Below are 14460 nucleotides of genomic sequence, written 5' to 3' on the forward strand. Positions count from 1 at the left end.
GACACCACACTCATGACCGGCACGACGACCGCCGACGACAAGCTCACGTGGCTGATAGAGGGCTTGCTCCAGCGCACCCCCGGCACGCGGCACGCCCTCGTGCTCTCCCGTGACGGCCTCAAACTGTGCCGCACCCCGGAGCTGACCGCGGACCAGGCCGACCAGCTCGCCGCGATCGCGGCCGGCATCCAGTCCCTGTCGCACGGCGCGTCCGTGGAGTTCGGCGACGGCACCGGCGGCGTCCGGTCGGCCATGGCCGAGTTCTACGGCGGGGTGCTGTTCATCGTCGAGGCCGGCGAGGGCGCCCACCTGGCCGTGGTCACCGCCGAGGACGCGGACGCCGGACTCGTCGGCCACAACATGAGCGAACTCGTCGAGCAGCTCGGCGAGCACCTGACCGCCCGGCCCCGTACGTCATGACGCAGTCCGGCGGCAGGCCCGGCCGGGACGACGCTCCCGACCGTCTCTACACCCTCACCGGCGGGCGCAGCCGTACCCACTCGGACAACCCGTTCGACCTGGTCACACTCGTCGTCGCCGAGTGTGACCCGGTCCCGGGCATGCAGTCGGAGCACGCCGCGATCCTGCGGATGACCGAGCGTCCGACGGCGGTCGTGGAGATCGCCGCCGAGCTGCGGCTGCCGGTCGGCATCACCAAGATCCTGCTGGCCGACCTCCTGGACACCGGACGCGTCAGCGCCCGTCACCCCCGTCAGGAAGCCCTACCCGATCTCGAAATCCTGGAGCAGGTGCTCGTTGGACTCCGCAACCTCTAGAGCGAGCGCGCCGCTCGGCGCCGCCGCCGACAACGGCCTCAAGATCGTGATCGTGGGCGGCTTCGGCGTCGGCAAGACGACCCTGGTCCGTTCGGTCAGCGAGATCCGTCCCCTCAACACCGAGGAGACGATGACCCAGGCCGGCGCCGGCGTCGACGACCTGACCGGCGTGCGCGGCAAGACGACCACCACGGTCGCCTTCGACTTCGGCCGCATCACGCTCGACGCGCGCAACGTCCTGTACTTGTTCGGCGCACCGGGGCAGGAACGTTTCTGGTTCCTCTGGGACCGCCTCTTCTACGGCACCCTGGGCGCCGTCGTCCTGGTCGACACCCGGCGCATCGACGACTCCTGGTACGCCATCGACCGCCTGGAGCGCAGCGGCACCCCGTTCGTCGTCGCCCTGAACGACTTCGGCGGCCCCGACTTCGCCCCGGCCCAGATCCGCGACGCCCTGGACCTGGACCCGCACGTCCCGCTGCTGCGCTGTGACGCGCGCTCCCGCGAGTCGGCCAAGGAAATCCTGATCACCCTGGTGGAGCACGTCTACGCCCGCCGCGCCAAGACCGCCGCCACCGCCCCCGGACAACCCACTCAGGAGCTGGTGTGAGCCCCCTCCCCCTTCGCGGACCCGGATCCCACGAGGAGCCGGCCGAGCTGTACCGGGCGATGCGGCGCAAGCACGGCCCCGTGGCCCCGGTGGTCCTGGACGGCGACATCCCCGCCTGGCTGGTGATCGGCTACCGCGAGCTGCACCAGGTCACCGGCGACCCGGACCTGTTCAGCCGGGACTCCGAGCTGTGGAACCAGTGGGACAACATCCCCGACGACTGGCCGCTGCGCCCGGTCATCAACCGCGGCCAGCCCTCCATCCTCTACACCGTCGGCGAGCGCCACCGCCGCCGCTCCGCCATGCTGAGCGACGCGCTGGACGGCGTGGACCCGGCGGTCCTGCGCGCGGACTCCGAACGCTTCGCGGACGAGCTGATCGACTCCTTCTGCGCCCGCGGCACCGCCGACCTGATCAACGAGTACGCCATGCTGCTCCCGGTCCGCGTCCTGGCCCACCTCTACGGCTGGCCGGACGAGGACGGCCTGGCCCTGGTCACCTCGATGACCGACATGATCAACGCGGGCGACCGGGCGCTGGCGGGCCAGAAGCACCTGCACGACTCCTGTCAGGCCCTGGTCGCCGAACGCCTGGCGGACCCCGCCGACGACGTGGTCTCCCGCATGATCGCCGGCCGGTCCGACTTCACCGACGAGGAGATCGTCCAGGACCTGATGATCCTGATGTCGGCGGGCCACCAGCCCACCGCCGACTGGATCGGCACCTCGCTGCACCTGATGCTGACCGACCACCGCTTCGCCGCCTCCATGTTCGGCGGGCGCAGCAGCGTCACCGAGGCGATGAACGAGGTGCTCTGGGAGCAGACCCCCACCCAGAACATGCCGGGCCGCTACGCCACCCGCGACACCCACCTGGGCGGACGCCGCATCAACGCCGGCGACCTGCTGATCCTCGGCCTCCAGGGGGCCAACTCCGACCCCCAGGTCCGTACCGACGCGGCGTCCCTGACCGGCGGCAACAACGCGCACTTCTCCTTCAGCCACGGGGAGCACCGCTGCCCGTTCCCGGCCCAGGAGATCGCGGAGGTGATCGCGCGCACGGGCATCGAGGTGATCCTGGACCGCCTCCCGGACATCGACCTGGCGGTGCCGGCCGCGTCCCTGCACCGCCGCGAGTCCCCGTGGATGCGCAGCATGGCCGCCCTGCCGGTGGAGTTCTCCCCGACGCCCGCGCTGGGAGACCCCGCCGGGTGACCGTCTCACCCGACGGACGACGTTTCGCCCAGGTTTCCCGCAGCGGATACCCTCGGCCACGTGGCTGAGATCCGGATTCCCTCTGACATCAAGCCCGCGGACGGACGTTTCGGCGCGGGTCCCTCCAAGGTGCGGACGGAGGCGCTGGACGCCCTCGCCGCCACCGGCACCTCCCTCATGGGCACCTCCCACCGGCAGGCCCCGGTCAAGAACCTGGTCGGCAAGGTCCGCGAGGGCATCAGCGACCTGTTCGGCCTCCCCGACGGCTACGAGGTCGTCCTCGGCAACGGCGGCTCCACCGCCTTCTGGGACATCGCGACCCACGGCCTGATCGAGAACAAGTCGCAGCACCTGACCTTCGGCGAGTTCAGCTCGAAGTTCGCCAAGGCGGCCGGGCTGGCCCCGTGGCTGGCGGACCCGACGGTCATCTCCTCCGACCCCGGCACGCACCCGTCCCCCCGGGCCGAGGCCGGCGTCGACGTCTACGCCTACACCCACAACGAGACGTCGACCGGCGTGGCGATGCCCATCGAGCGCGTCCCCGGCGCCGACGCCGGCTCCCTCGTCCTGGTCGACGCCACCTCCGGCGCCGGCGGCCTCCCCGTGGACATCGCGGAGACCGACGTCTACTACTTCGCCCCGCAGAAGTCCTTCGCCTCCGACGGCGGCCTGTGGATCGGGATCTTCTCCCCGGCCGCGATCGAGCGCGCCGAGCGCGTCCACGCGTCGGGCCGCCACGTCCCGGAGTTCTTCAGCCTCCCCACGGCGATCGACAACTCCCGCAAGAACCAGACGTACAACACCCCGGCGCTCGCCACCCTGTTCCTCCTGAACGAGCAGCTGGAGTGGCTGAACGGCCAGGGCGGCCTGGCCTGGTCCACGTCCCGCACGAAGGACTCCTCCACCCGCCTCTACACCTGGGCCGACGAGTCGAAGTACGCGACCCCGTTCGTCTCCGACCCGGCCAAGCGCTCCCAGGTCATCGGCACGATCGACTTCTCCGACGACATCGACGCGGCGGCCGTCGCCAAGGCCCTGCGCGCCAACGGCGTCGTCGACACGGAGCCGTACCGCAAGCTGGGCCGCAACCAGCTGCGCGTCGCGATGTTCCCGGCGGTCGACCCGGCGGACGTCGAGGCCCTGACCAAGTGCGTCGACTACGTGATCGAGAAGCTCTGACCTCTCCTCGCACCCGCGCCCCGAAGGCGCCCGGCGGATCACCGCCGGGCGCCTTCGTCGCAAGGGCCCGGCAGCGAGTAGGCTCACGGCGCTGACACCGACTTCCTCGCCCCGAAGCCCGGTTGAACCATGCGAGAGGGACCGCATGCGCAGCCGGTACGGACTCCTCCGTGAACGCGGGATCGTCCACGGACCGGACGCGGCGCGCTCCCGGGAGGCGGCTCCCTCACCCGCCGCGGGCCTCCTGGCGCTCCAGCGGTCGGCCGGCAACGCGGCGGTGACGCGGACCCTCGCGGTGCAGCGCGCGTCCGGCGGGCGGTCGGGGTACGCCTCGGACAGCAGCTACGACTCGGGGCTGGCCTACGGTTCCCCGCCGAGGGACACCCAGTACCCCTCCAGCGACAGCGAGTACGACTCGGACCTGGCCTACGAGCCGCCTCGGGGCCGTGACGACACGGCCTTCAACGGCAGGGTGGGCCGGGTGTCCTTCTCGGCCGGCCGCAACGGCCGGCTGATGGGCGAGGTGGCCACGTACATCGCCCACATGTCCGTGCACTTCCGCGACGAGTTGACCGCCGCCGGCAGCATCACCGTGCGGTTCGGCCGCTCACAGGGCGGGGGCGTGGGCGAGTGGCGGTCGGGTGAGCGGGCGGTGGTGCTCGACCCGAACCACGAAGCGGTACGGCGGACGAGTTCCAGCCGCCTGTTCGGCGCCGCCGTCTTCGAGATCCTCAACGCCGCGCAGGAAGCCCAGCGCGCCGCCCTGGACGAGGACGCCAGGAACGGCACGATCGAGCGCCTGGCCGCCGGACACGACGCGCATCCGGCGTACGTCTACGCCACCGAGCTGGAGCGCATCGAGTGGCACAACAGCCTGATCCACCGCAGGATCATGGCCAACGCGGGCCGGGACCAACTCCGACCTGTTCTCCGCGGACGAGGGCGACTTCCAGTCCTACCTGCGGCGCCAGTGGGACAGTCACTCCCAGAGTTACATTTTCCGCTACAGCCTGCTGCGGGAGGAGGGCGCCAGCCGGGCACGCCGCGGCCGCCAGGGCCACCAGGGCGGCCAGAGCGACCGGGGGACGTACGACGGGCGCCGCCGGTAGACCGCGCCGCCCTGCGCTCAGCCCCCTTGCCCCAGCCCCCGCACGAAGGCGTCCCAGCTGTCCCGGGAGACGACGAGGAGGGGTCCGCCCTCACACCGCTTGCTGTCGCGGACGGCTCGGCCGTGGTCAGCGGTGAGGGCCACCTCGACGCAATTGGTCTCCGCCTGCGAGTAGGAGGACTTACGGAAGGGGCCTATAACCTCGGTCACTGTGGGTCTTCCTTCAAGCTCCGCATGACGCCCCGGATGAGCTGCGCGCTCGCGTCCGGTGCCAGTGCCGACGATCGTAGTTGGTCGTACATGTTGGCGTAAGCGGTGAGGTCTTCCGGGTCCTCCAGGACCGATGTCCCCCTCAGGTTCTCCAGGGTCACCGCTTCGGTCACCGGCTCGGCATCGAAACTGAAGGTGGAGAAGGCGGAGGTCACCGCTCCCAGGAAGTGCGTACTCAACGGCAGCACCTGGATCGTGACGTTCTTGCGCTCACCCGCTTCCAGGAGCGCGCCGAGCTGTCCTCGGTGAATGTCGGTGCTCGTCAGAGGGCAGGTGATGACCGGTTCCCAGAGGATCGCGGTGTATGACGCTCCGCCCTCTCCGATCTTCGACTGTCGGCCTTCTCGCACCTTCACCAACTCGGCGACCCGCTCAGGAGCGATGTAATCGGGACTCCCCTTGGTGAGCGCCTCGGCGTAAGCCGGTGTCTGCAACAGCCCGGGGAACACGACCGGCTGCCATTCCCGGATGTAGGTCGCGTCGTCTTCCAGCGCGATGTGATCGAGGTAGTCCGGCCGCAGATGCGCGGCATGTTCAAGCCACCAGCCCCGGTTCTTCGAGTGCTTCGCCAGTTCCTCCAACTTGGCGCGCACCGCTGGATCATCGACGCCGTACGCGTCCAGCAGCAGCCGCACCTCGATGACACGCGCGGTGACGTGTCCGCTTTCGAGTCGGCTGACACGGGCCTGGCTTGCGGCGATGACCTCGGCAGCGTGCGGCTGATCGAGCTTCGCAGCCTGCCGGTACTGCCTGAGCGCCGCACCCAGACGCCGGCTGCGCACGGTCGGCCGTCCACCTGCGGGCATGTGACCTCCCCTCTCCTGGCGGCAACGATGCCACACCGATGGGGAGTTCTGAGCATCTATCACTCGATCGAGTGGACGAGTGAATGCATTCACTTGAGAAGGTTGTGCGCCAGCCAAGAGCGGTCTTACCTTCGCCGCATGCCCACAACCGAGACCTTCCGCATCCCCAAACACAGGCGACACGTGTCAACGGCCCGGAACCGCCTACGCACAGCCCTCGCCGACTGGGGAGTCACCGGCGACCAGGCGGAGTTGGCCACCCTCCTGGCCAGCGAACTCGTCACCAACGCCGTGACCCACTGCCGCGTCTCCTACGCCCAGGTGCGCGTGATACTGGCCCTGTGCGGACCGGAGTTGCTCCTGGAGGTGTCCGACCCGGACCGCGACCGGCTCCCCCGCCTCCACACCTCCGCCCCCGACGAGGAGGGCGGACGCGGACTCGCCCTCGTGGCGGCGCTGGCCGACTCCTGGGGATGCCGGCAGGAGCGGTACGCGAAGTGCGTATGGGCGAGGTGGGGGATCCGTGTTCCGCCTGCTCCGTGACACCGTCACCCGCCTGCGCGCCCGGCCGGAGACGCATGCCGAAGCCCTCGCACGGGAGGTCCGCGAACCGGACCCGTACGTCTGGCGGCTGCCGACGCCCCACGACGCCCTCTGGTGCCGCCGGCACGAACGCTGCCGCGCGGCCGGCCGCCGCCGTCCGTTCCCGCCGGAGACGGCACCCGCCCAGGACCCCGTACCGCCCCGCCCTCTCCGGCAGGCCGACGACGACGTCGTCCGCTCCTGCGTCCTCGGGCCCCGAAGTGTCGTCGAAAATCGGATGCCGGTCAGCGGCACGCACCTCTAGGGTGACCGGATGACGTCGATCAGGCAGATCCAGGTCACCTTCGACTGCGCCGACCCGGAGCGCGTCGCCCGCTTCTGGTGCGAGGTGCTCGGGTACGTCGTCCCGCCGCCCCCGCCGGGATTCGACAGCTGGGACGCCTTCGACCGCTCGCTGCCGCCCGAGCGCCAGGGCTCGGCGTTCGCCTGCGTGGACCCCGAGGGCGTGGGCCCGCGCCTGTTCTTCCAGCGCGTTCCCGAGGGCAAGGTCGTCAAGAACCGCGTCCACCTCGACGTACGGGTCGGCACCGGCCTCGTGGGCGAGGAACGCGTCGCCGCCCTGGAGGCCGAGTGCGCCCGCCTGACCGCCCTCGGCGCCACCCGCGTCCACCTGCTGCGCGCCGACGAGTTCAACGAGTCGTGCCTGCTGATGCAGGACGTCGAGGGCAACGAGTTCTGCCTCGACTGACGCATCAGAGCCGGCCGAGGCCGGTCTCCGCCGTCATGACACGCCTCCCGGGTGCTGTGCGGCGGTCCGGTCCCGCTCGCTCCGGCGTACCGGGACCGGCGCCGCCCTCACCCCCGCCGGGACAGCCGCCGCAGTCCGAACACCACCGCCAGCACCGCCAGGACCGCCGCCGCGCCACCGATCTTCAGCGTCTGGCCGTCCGTCCCGGCACCGTCACCGGAGGAGGAGGCCGCCGGGCTCCCGCCCGTGGCCGACGACGCGCCGCCCCCGCCGGGCGCGTCCTGCGCCTTGACCGCGCTGCCCGCGCCCTCCATCCCGAGCAGCAGCTTCTTGCCGTCGACCGTGTAGGTGACGGACTCGCCCTGGCCCAGCGGCACGCTGATGCGGCCCTTGCGCTCGATCTTCCCGCCGTTCCAGTCGTAGTACAGCCCGCCCAGGTACCCGCGCACCGTGAGCTGCTCGCCGTCCGGGGAGAACGCCGCGTCCGTGGCCCACAGGTCGACGGCCGTGGAGCGGGTGAAGACGTTCGTCCCGGACGTGGACAGCTGCGCCGGACCCTCGTACAGGTGCCCGCCCTCCTCGTTCTTGTCGATGATGTAGACGCGGCCGGTCTTCGGGTGGACCACCATCGACTCGGCGTCCCGCGCCCCGTCGGCGTACTGGACGACGTACTGCTTCGCCTCGACCGTCTGGTCCTTCAGTTCCGTCGGCTCGGGCAGCTCGTAGATCCACACGTGCGGCCAGGTGCCGCCGAGGTTGTCGCCGATGTCCCCGACGTAGATCCGGTTGTCCGGGCCGATGGAGATCGCCTCGACGTCGCGGGGCGTGCCGATGCCGGAGAGCGAGACGCGGGCGACCGTCTCGCCGGTGGAGCCGTCCACGGCGTAGAGGTAGGGGCCGGTGTCCTGGTCGTTGTGGGTCCAGTAGACGCCGGGGTGGAGGCGGGAGGCGGCCAGGCCGCTGGACTCGGTGATCCGCGGGTCCTCGATGGTGAACCCCTCGTCCCCGTCGACGGCGAAGGCGGGCACGGCGCACGCGCCCGTGAGGAGGGTCGCGGCGAGGAGGGCGAGGGATCGGCGCATGGGCCCAAGCCTGCCATCCCAAGCGGGCGTCCGTGACGGTGGCCGGGCCCACGTCGTCAGGGGCGCGGCGATCGTCCATGATGGACGGATGCTCAGGTTCATGCCCGTCGGCGACTCCCAGACCATCGGGAGCGCGGGCGACCACACCTGGCGCTACCGGCTGTGGCGGCACCTGTGTGCGGAGTACGGCGGTCCGTTCACCTTCGTCGGCCCGCGCGAGACGCTCTACGACAAGGCCGCCGACGCGCCGGTCTCCCTCGCCTACGCCGACCCCCGCTTCCCCCGGGCCCACCTGGCCGGCTGGGGCGAGGGCTGGCTGCACATGGCCCCGCTGATCGGGGAGGCGGTCCGGGCGCACCGCGCGGACGTGCTCCTCGTCGCCCTCGGCCTGATCGACCTCGGCTTCTACACCGACCCCGAGCAGACCACGGAGAACGTCCGCCGGTTCGTCGCCGGGGCACGGGCGGCCCGGCCCCGCGTCCGCATGGTCCTGCTGCCGGTCATCCCCAACATCCGGGCCCGGCAGGACCCCGCCTTCGGCGCCCAGGTCGCCCTCTTCAACGACCTGCTCGCCAAGACCGCCGCCGACCTCGACGAACCCCGCTCCCCGCTGCTGCTGGCGCCGGTCCCGCCGGCGTACGACATCCACAGCGACACGTACGACGGGACCCACCCCGGCGAGAGCGGCGAACGCAAGATCGCCGGGGCGTTCGCGGAGGCGCTGCACCAGGGGTGGGGGCTGGGCGGGCCGTACGCCGGGTGAGCCGTGTGCGAACCCGTGTCCCGGCCACCGTGCTTATCGTTGTACCGCGCGGCTGCCCCGGCCATCCGCGGACCGGGGTGCCGGGGAGGAGCGCCACGATGACCGTCGTAGACGACAGGATCGCCATGGCCGACGTCAGCACCGAGAGCCTCGACGAGTGGTTCGAGCGGCTTGAGAAGATGCCCGTCCCCGAAGGATTCAGGGTCGAGATCGTCGGGGGCAGCGTCCACATGACACCGCAGCGGGACACGCACTGGCACATCATCCGCCGGATCGTCCGGGCCGTCGAGGACAGGTTCGGGATGGACGTCGAGGTCCTCTCCGACGTCCGCATCGACTTCCCCGGCCATGAGAACGGCTTCTGCCCCGACGTCGCCAAGCTCCGCGACGGAGCCGAGCAGGACGACACCGGCCACTGGCGCCACACCGACGTCGAGTTCGTCGCCGAGGTCATCTCCCGGGCCACGGCCGCCAACGACTACGGTCCCAAGAAGACCGCGTACGCGGTCGCCGAGGTCCCCGTCTACCTCGTCGCCGACCCCTACCAGGGCAGGTGCCACGTCTACACCCAGCCGAAGGACGGCGAGTACGTCACGGAGACGACGGTCGCCTTCGGTCACGACCTGGACCTCACCGGCACCGTCCTCGGCCTCACCCTGCCGACCGCCGGCTTCCCCCGCGACCGCGACTGACCGCGCGCCCCGCCCGTCCACTTGCCTGAGCGCACTCCAGGCCGTTGGCTTGGGGACCATGGAGTACACACAGCTCGGACGCACCGGTCTCAAGGTCAGCCGCCTCGTCCTCGGGACGATGAACTTCGGTCCGCAGACCGACGAGGCCGACAGCCACGCCATCATGGACGCCGCGCTGGACGCGGGCATCAACTTCTTCGACACGGCCAACGTCTACGGGTGGGGCGAGAACAAGGGCCGCACCGAGGAGATCATCGGCAACTGGTTCGCCCAGGGCGGTGACCGGCGCGACCGGACCGTCCTCGCCACCAAGGTGTACGGCGACATGGGCGCCGACGGCGAGGCGTGGCCCAACCACGACAAGCTGTCCGCCGTGAACATCCGGCGGGCCGTCGACGCCAGCCTCAAGCGGCTCAGGACCGACCGCATCGACCTGTACCAGTTCCACCACGTCGACCGGAACACCCCGTTCGAGGAGATCTGGCAGGCCATCGACGTCCTGGTCCAGCAGGGCAAGGTCCTCTACGCCGGCTCCTCCAACTTCCCCGGCTACAAGATCGCCCAGGCCAACGAGCTGGCCGCCCGCCGCGGCGGCACCATCGGCCTGGTCAGCGAGCAGTGCCTGTACAACCTCGCCGAGCGCCGCGCCGAGATGGAGGTCATCCCGGCCGCCCAGGAGTACGGACTCGGCGTCATCCCCTGGTCGCCGCTGCACGGCGGTCTGCTGGGCGGCGTCCTGAAGAAGGAGGCCACCGGCAAGCGCCGGGCGAGCGGCCGGGCCGCCGCCACCCTGGAGGACCCCGCGGCCCGCGCCCGCGTCCAGGCGTACGAGGACCTGCTCGACCAGCACGGGCTGGAACCCGGCGAGACCGCACTGGCCTGGCTGCTCACCCGGCCCGGCGTGACCGGCCCGATCGTCGGCCCGCGCACCGCCGGCCAGCTGGCGTCCGCGCTGCGCGCCGTCGAGCTGGAACTGTCCGACGAGCTGCTGGCCGGACTGGACGAGATCTTCCCCGGCCCCGGGCCCTCCCCGGAGGCCTTCGCCTGGTAGGACGGTGACGGCGGCGGCGCACGGGGCGCGCGCTAGTTGCCGAGCGCCGCCGCCACCGCGACCACCACGAGCATCAGCACAAGCACACCGGCCATGATCCGGTTCCGGGTTTTCGGGTCCACGGCACCGAGCCTAACCGGCGCGGCCCAGCGGCAGCCGCGCGAGGGCCTCGTACCGGGGCCGCTCCCCCGGCGTCCCGGAGGCGGGCAGGTCGCTGCGGACCAGGGCCAGCTCGGTGACCTGCCAGGTGCGGCCGGCGAAGCCGTCGAGGACCTCCAGGTACGGGCGTACGTCGTAGGCGTCCCGGCCGCGCGCGACGGTGAGGTGCGGGGTGTAGCGGCGGTGCTCGCCCATCTCCACGCCCGCCTTGCGGCCCGCCGCCTCGGCGCGGTCCGCCAGCAGGCGCAGGGTGCGCAGCTCACCCTCCGCCCCGGCCCACAGGGCCCGGCCCCGCCCGAACTGCCCGCCGCCGCGCAGGGCCAGCGCGAACGGCCGCGTACGGCGGGCGACCCGCGCCAGCCGCTCCGTCAGCTCCGGTACGAGGGCGTCGTCGACCTCCCCGTAGAAGGCGAGCGTGAAGTGCCAGCCGGGGCGGCCGGTCCAGCGCAGCCGCTCCGCGCCGGGCAGCCGCCGCAACAGGTCCGCCTCGGCGGCCAGCTCCCGGACGGCTTCCTCGGGCGGCAGCACGGCGGCGAAGAGTCTCATGGGTCACAGTCTGCCCGGCGTGTCCTGGCCACCGTGCGTATCGTTGTACCGCGCGGCTGCCCGTATCGAGCGGCGGCCGGGGAGGAGCGCCACGATGACCGTCCTCGCAGACAGGATCGAGATGGCCGAGGAGAGCGCCGAGCTGACGTTGGACGTCATGTTCGACTGGCTTGAGAAGTTGCCCGTCCCCGAGGGTTACAAGACCGAGATCGTCGGGGGTCACATCTTCATGACGCCGCAGCGGGACACCCACTGGGACATCATCGCGGACATCTATGACCAACTGCGCACCAAGTACCCGCGCAAGCGCGTCAAGTCCGACGTCCGCATGGACTACCCGGGGTATCTCAACGGGTTCGCCTCCGACGTGGTGGCCCTCGCGGAGGGGGCGGAGAAGGACGATAAGGGGCACTGGCGCCCCGAGGACGTCGAGTTCGTCGCCGAGGTCATCTCCAGGAAGACGGCCTCCAACGACTACGGTCCCAAGAAGGACACCTACGCCACCGCCGGCGTACCGGTCTACCTGATCGTCGACCCGTACACCGGCCAGTGGCACCTGCACACGCTGCCCAAGGACGGCTCGTACCACGCGAGTGTCAGCTTCGGGTTCGGGGAGGACGTCGACCTCACCGACACCGCCGTCGGTCTGGTCCTGAGGACCGGCGACTTCCCCCGGGACTGACGGGTCACGCCGCCGACGCCAGCTCCTCCCGGCTGCCGCGCGGCACGAACCGCACCCGCGGATGGCCGTGGTGCCAGCCCACCGAGAGGCGCAGGCCGCCCAGGCGGCCCAGGACCACGCCGGTCACCGCCGCCGCCAGGAGGGCCACCGTGCCACCGGCCGCGAAGCCGGCGCGCGCGCCGTAGGCGTCCGTGACCCAGCCGACGATCGGCGCCCCGACCGGCGATCCGCCCAGGAACACCATCATGTACAGGGCCATCACCCGGCCGCGCATCGCCGGGTCGGTGGACATCTGGATGCTGGTGTTGGCGGTGACGTTCACCGTCATGCTGAACAGGCCGACGGGGACCATGAGCAGCGCGAACAGCCACAGCTCCGGGGCCGCGGCGGCCACGATCTCCAGCGCGCCGAAGCCCATCGCCGCCGCGATCAGCAGCCGCAGCCGGGCCGTGCCGCGCCGGGCGGCGAGCAGGGCGCCGGCCACCGAGCCGACCGCCATCAGGGTGTTGAAGAGGCTGTAGGTGCCCGCCCCGGAGTGGAAGACGTCGTCGGCGAAGGCGGAGAGGAACACCGGGAAGTTGAAGCCGAACGTGCCGATGAAGCCGACCAGCACGATGGTCCACAGCAGGTCGGGGCGCCCGGCGACGTAGCGCAGGCCCTCCCGCAGCTGGCCCTTGCCGCGCGGGGCGCGCTCGACGGTGTGCAGCTCGCGGGCCCGCATCAGCAGCAGCCCGGTGAGCGGGGCGACGAACGAGACGCCGTTGAGGAAGAACGCCCAGCCGGTGCCGACGCCGGTGATCAGCAGGCCCGCGACGGCGGGGCCGACCAGGCGGGCGGACTGGAAGTTGGCGGAGTTCAGGCTGACCGCGTTCTGCAGCTGCTCGCGGCCGACCAGCTCGGAGACGAAGGACTGCCGGGCCGGGTTGTCGACCACGGTCGCCAGGCCCATGGCGAAGGCGGCGACGTAGACGTGCCAGACCTGGACGTGGCCGGTGAGGGTGAGGGCGGCGAGGGCCAGCGCGGTCAGCGCCATGGACGACTGGGTGACCAGCAGCGTGGGCCGCTTGCGCAGGCGGTCGACGAGGACACCGCCGTAGAGGCCGAAGAGGAGCATCGGCAGGAACTGGAGGGCGGTGGTGATGCCGACGGCGGCGGAGGAGCCGGTGAGGCTCAGCACCAGCCAGTCCTGGGCGATGCGCTGCATCCAGGTGCCGATGTTGGAGACGACCTGGCCCATGAAGAACAGGCGGTAGTTCCTGACCCTCAGGGAGGCGAACATCGAGGTCTTGCGGTCGGTGCCGGGGGTGGGCGGGTCGTCGTGGGAGTCAGGTGCGGGGGCGGAGTGTGCTCCGGGTCCCGTACTCAAAAGGGTTCGCCTCCTCGTCCATGCCGCTTACAGGTGTGCGAGCTTCTCCAGCACGGGGGCGGCGGCGCGCAGCTTCGCCCACTCGTCCTCGTCGAGCCCCTCGACCAGCGTGGCCAGGAACGCGTTCCGCTTGCGGCGGCTCTCGTCGAGCATCACCACGGCCTGCTCGGTCGGCGTCACGACCTTCTGGCGCCGGTCCTCGGGGTGCGGTTCCAGGCTGACCAGTCCCTTGGCCTCCAGCAGCGCCACGATGCGGGTCATCGAGGGCGGCTGGACGTGCTCCTTGCGGGCCAGTTCGCCCGGGGTGGCACGGCCGCAGGTGGACAGGGTGCCGAGCACCGACATCTCGGTGGGGCTGAGCGACTCGTCGACGCGCTGGTGCTTGAGCCGACGGGACAGCCGCATCACGGCGGATCGCAGGGAGTTCACGGCGGCGGCGTCGTCGCCGTGGGTGAGGTCCGGCATGTCTTTAGCGTAACTCATTAGACTGACGAAGTACCACCGGAGGCGCGGGAACGGACCGTGACCCTGGCCACTCGGCCACGCCCCGTCCACGGTTGCTTCACTCGTACGAGTGAGCAAGTGCGGGAAGTCGTACGCCATCCCGTATCGCGGGGTGACCCTCGTCCCATGGGGACCAGCGTGCTCAGCCTGCGGATGGACGGGGAGCTGCTCGAACGGCTCCGGGACCGCGCGGCCAGAAGGGGGATGAGCGTCCAGGACTACGTCGTCCGGACGCTCGTCCGCGATGACTTCGACGAGCGGTTCCAGTCCGCCGTCGAGGAGACCGAGAGGTTCTACGGGGTCACGTGACGGATCGCGTGCCGGCTCACATGGCGGGTCGCACGACGGCCCGCACGACGGC

The 14460-nt window shown here is 71.2% G+C and carries 20 protein-coding genes; 13 read left to right on the forward strand and 7 right to left on the reverse strand.

The annotated features are described in order from the left end of the window. Positions 1 to 12 precede the first annotated feature (12 nt). The 5 genes from ACY1JF_RS17830 to serC are packed head-to-tail and all read left to right on the forward strand — an operon-like array spanning position 13 to position 3779. On the forward strand, positions 13 to 420 hold the full coding sequence (locus ACY1JF_RS17830) for a roadblock/LC7 domain-containing protein (RefSeq protein ID WP_403537439.1): 408 nt from the start codon (positions 13 to 15) through the stop codon (positions 418 to 420). Next, positions 417 to 776 (forward strand): DUF742 domain-containing protein, encoded by a 360-nt coding sequence (locus ACY1JF_RS17835; RefSeq protein ID WP_462706121.1) that lies wholly within the window; start codon positions 417 to 419, stop codon positions 774 to 776. The genes ACY1JF_RS17830 and ACY1JF_RS17835 overlap by 4 nt, the downstream gene beginning before the upstream one ends. Further along, entirely contained in the window at positions 757 to 1386 is a 630-nt protein-coding gene (locus ACY1JF_RS17840) for a GTP-binding protein (protein ID WP_462706122.1), read from the forward strand. The genes ACY1JF_RS17835 and ACY1JF_RS17840 overlap by 20 nt, the downstream gene beginning before the upstream one ends. Then, entirely contained in the window at positions 1383 to 2600 is a 1218-nt protein-coding gene (locus ACY1JF_RS17845) for a cytochrome P450 (protein ID WP_462706123.1), read from the forward strand. Before ACY1JF_RS17840 ends, ACY1JF_RS17845 begins: the two co-directional genes overlap by 4 nt. Positions 2601 to 2660: 60 nt before the next feature. Then, complete coding sequence (serC, locus tag ACY1JF_RS17850; RefSeq protein ID WP_462706124.1) at positions 2661 to 3779, forward strand: phosphoserine transaminase; 1119 nt, start codon at positions 2661 to 2663, stop codon at positions 3777 to 3779. A gap of 607 nt (positions 3780 to 4386) precedes the next feature. Here the strand turns inward: serC and ACY1JF_RS17855 are convergent. From ACY1JF_RS17855 to ACY1JF_RS17865, 3 genes are all read right to left on the reverse strand, one after another. Next, a complete protein-coding gene (locus ACY1JF_RS17855) occupies positions 4387 to 4662 on the reverse strand; it encodes a hypothetical protein (protein ID WP_462706125.1) in 276 nt (91 codons plus the stop codon). A gap of 243 nt (positions 4663 to 4905) precedes the next feature. Then, positions 4906 to 5097 (reverse strand): DUF397 domain-containing protein, encoded by a 192-nt coding sequence (locus tag ACY1JF_RS17860; RefSeq protein WP_462706126.1) that lies wholly within the window; start codon positions 5095 to 5097, stop codon positions 4906 to 4908. Beyond that, positions 5094 to 5963: a helix-turn-helix domain-containing protein gene (locus ACY1JF_RS17865; protein WP_462706127.1), complete on the reverse strand. Its 870-nt coding sequence runs from the start codon at positions 5961 to 5963 to the stop codon at positions 5094 to 5096. Before ACY1JF_RS17865 ends, ACY1JF_RS17860 begins: the two co-directional genes overlap by 4 nt. Positions 5964 to 6101: 138 nt before the next feature. On the opposite strand from ACY1JF_RS17865, the gene ACY1JF_RS17870 reads away from it, so the two are divergent. From ACY1JF_RS17870 to ACY1JF_RS17880, 3 genes are read left to right on the forward strand one after another with little or no spacing between them, the layout of a single operon-like run. Beyond that, entirely contained in the window at positions 6102 to 6506 is a 405-nt protein-coding gene (locus ACY1JF_RS17870) for an ATP-binding protein (RefSeq protein ID WP_462706128.1), read from the forward strand. Next, positions 6487 to 6810: a hypothetical protein gene (locus ACY1JF_RS17875; protein ID WP_462706129.1), complete on the forward strand. Its 324-nt coding sequence runs from the start codon at positions 6487 to 6489 to the stop codon at positions 6808 to 6810. Before ACY1JF_RS17870 ends, ACY1JF_RS17875 begins: the two co-directional genes overlap by 20 nt. 9 nt (positions 6811 to 6819) lie before the next feature. Further along, positions 6820 to 7254, forward strand: coding sequence for a VOC family protein (locus ACY1JF_RS17880; protein ID WP_462706130.1), 435 nt, complete (start codon positions 6820 to 6822; stop codon positions 7252 to 7254). Positions 7255 to 7361: 107 nt separating this feature from the next. On the opposite strand, the gene ACY1JF_RS17885 is transcribed toward ACY1JF_RS17880, so the two are convergent. Beyond that, positions 7362 to 8336 (reverse strand): WD40 repeat domain-containing protein, encoded by a 975-nt coding sequence (locus ACY1JF_RS17885; protein WP_462706131.1) that lies wholly within the window; start codon positions 8334 to 8336, stop codon positions 7362 to 7364. Between the two features lie 88 nt (positions 8337 to 8424). Between ACY1JF_RS17885 and ACY1JF_RS17890 the strand changes: the two genes are divergently transcribed. The 3 genes from ACY1JF_RS17890 to ACY1JF_RS17900 all read left to right on the forward strand — a co-directional run bounded on the left by ACY1JF_RS17890 (position 8425) and on the right by ACY1JF_RS17900 (position 10842). Next, positions 8425 to 9099 (forward strand): GDSL-type esterase/lipase family protein, encoded by a 675-nt coding sequence (locus ACY1JF_RS17890; RefSeq protein WP_462706132.1) that lies wholly within the window; start codon positions 8425 to 8427, stop codon positions 9097 to 9099. A gap of 98 nt (positions 9100 to 9197) precedes the next feature. Next, positions 9198 to 9791 (forward strand): Uma2 family endonuclease, encoded by a 594-nt coding sequence (locus ACY1JF_RS17895; RefSeq protein WP_462706133.1) that lies wholly within the window; start codon positions 9198 to 9200, stop codon positions 9789 to 9791. 58 nt (positions 9792 to 9849) lie between these two features. Beyond that, positions 9850 to 10842, forward strand: a complete 993-nt coding sequence (locus ACY1JF_RS17900) for an aldo/keto reductase (RefSeq protein ID WP_462706134.1) — start codon at positions 9850 to 9852, stop codon at positions 10840 to 10842. A gap of 132 nt (positions 10843 to 10974) precedes the next feature. Here the strand turns inward: ACY1JF_RS17900 and thpR are convergent, their stop codons facing one another. Next, complete coding sequence (gene thpR / locus ACY1JF_RS17905) at positions 10975 to 11547, reverse strand: RNA 2',3'-cyclic phosphodiesterase (RefSeq protein ID WP_462706135.1); 573 nt, start codon at positions 11545 to 11547, stop codon at positions 10975 to 10977. Between the two features lie 94 nt (positions 11548 to 11641). Here thpR and ACY1JF_RS17910 point away from each other — a divergent pair, with 94 nt between their 5' ends. Further along, positions 11642 to 12229: a Uma2 family endonuclease gene (locus ACY1JF_RS17910; protein WP_462706136.1), complete on the forward strand. Its 588-nt coding sequence runs from the start codon at positions 11642 to 11644 to the stop codon at positions 12227 to 12229. Between the two features lie 4 nt (positions 12230 to 12233). Here the strand turns inward: ACY1JF_RS17910 and ACY1JF_RS17915 are convergent, their stop codons facing one another. Then, positions 12234 to 13595 (reverse strand): MFS transporter, encoded by a 1362-nt coding sequence (locus ACY1JF_RS17915; protein ID WP_462706137.1) that lies wholly within the window; start codon positions 13593 to 13595, stop codon positions 12234 to 12236. Between the two features lie 27 nt (positions 13596 to 13622). After that, positions 13623 to 14060: a MarR family winged helix-turn-helix transcriptional regulator gene (locus ACY1JF_RS17920; RefSeq protein ID WP_215166825.1), complete on the reverse strand. Its 438-nt coding sequence runs from the start codon at positions 14058 to 14060 to the stop codon at positions 13623 to 13625. A gap of 165 nt (positions 14061 to 14225) precedes the next feature. Between ACY1JF_RS17920 and ACY1JF_RS17925 the strand changes: the two genes are divergently transcribed. Next, the gene (locus ACY1JF_RS17925) at positions 14226 to 14408 is read left to right on the forward strand and encodes a ribbon-helix-helix protein, CopG family (protein WP_462706138.1); all 183 of its coding nucleotides are present in this window, start codon (positions 14226 to 14228) and stop codon (positions 14406 to 14408) included. The last annotated feature ends 52 nt before the right edge of the window (positions 14409 to 14460 follow it).

It is taken from the genome of Streptomyces sp. SYSU D01066-1, assembly GCF_054956795.1.

Excerpts from the sequence above, each read along its gene's own strand:
- ACY1JF_RS17880 (WP_462706130.1), top strand. The coding sequence starts at position 6,820 with ATGACGTCGATCAGGCAGATCCAGGTCACCTTCGACTGCGCCGACCCG.
- ACY1JF_RS17870 (WP_462706128.1), top strand. The coding sequence starts at position 6,102 with ATGCCCACAACCGAGACCTTCCGCATCCCCAAACACAGGCGACACGTG.
- ACY1JF_RS17920 (WP_215166825.1), bottom strand. The coding sequence starts at position 14,060 with ATGCCGGACCTCACCCACGGCGACGACGCCGCCGCCGTGAACTCCCTG.
- ACY1JF_RS17830 (WP_403537439.1), top strand. The coding sequence starts at position 13 with ATGACCGGCACGACGACCGCCGACGACAAGCTCACGTGGCTGATAGAG.
- thpR (WP_462706135.1), bottom strand. The coding sequence starts at position 11,547 with ATGAGACTCTTCGCCGCCGTGCTGCCGCCCGAGGAAGCCGTCCGGGAG.
- ACY1JF_RS17925 (WP_462706138.1), top strand. The coding sequence starts at position 14,226 with ATGGGGACCAGCGTGCTCAGCCTGCGGATGGACGGGGAGCTGCTCGAA.
- ACY1JF_RS17910 (WP_462706136.1), top strand. The coding sequence starts at position 11,642 with ATGACCGTCCTCGCAGACAGGATCGAGATGGCCGAGGAGAGCGCCGAG.
- ACY1JF_RS17895 (WP_462706133.1), top strand. The coding sequence starts at position 9,198 with ATGACCGTCGTAGACGACAGGATCGCCATGGCCGACGTCAGCACCGAG.
- ACY1JF_RS17890 (WP_462706132.1), top strand. The coding sequence starts at position 8,425 with ATGCTCAGGTTCATGCCCGTCGGCGACTCCCAGACCATCGGGAGCGCG.
- ACY1JF_RS17835 (WP_462706121.1), top strand. The coding sequence starts at position 417 with ATGACGCAGTCCGGCGGCAGGCCCGGCCGGGACGACGCTCCCGACCGT.
- ACY1JF_RS17900 (WP_462706134.1), top strand. The coding sequence starts at position 9,850 with ATGGAGTACACACAGCTCGGACGCACCGGTCTCAAGGTCAGCCGCCTC.
- ACY1JF_RS17865 (WP_462706127.1), bottom strand. The coding sequence starts at position 5,963 with ATGCCCGCAGGTGGACGGCCGACCGTGCGCAGCCGGCGTCTGGGTGCG.
- ACY1JF_RS17885 (WP_462706131.1), bottom strand. The coding sequence starts at position 8,336 with ATGCGCCGATCCCTCGCCCTCCTCGCCGCGACCCTCCTCACGGGCGCG.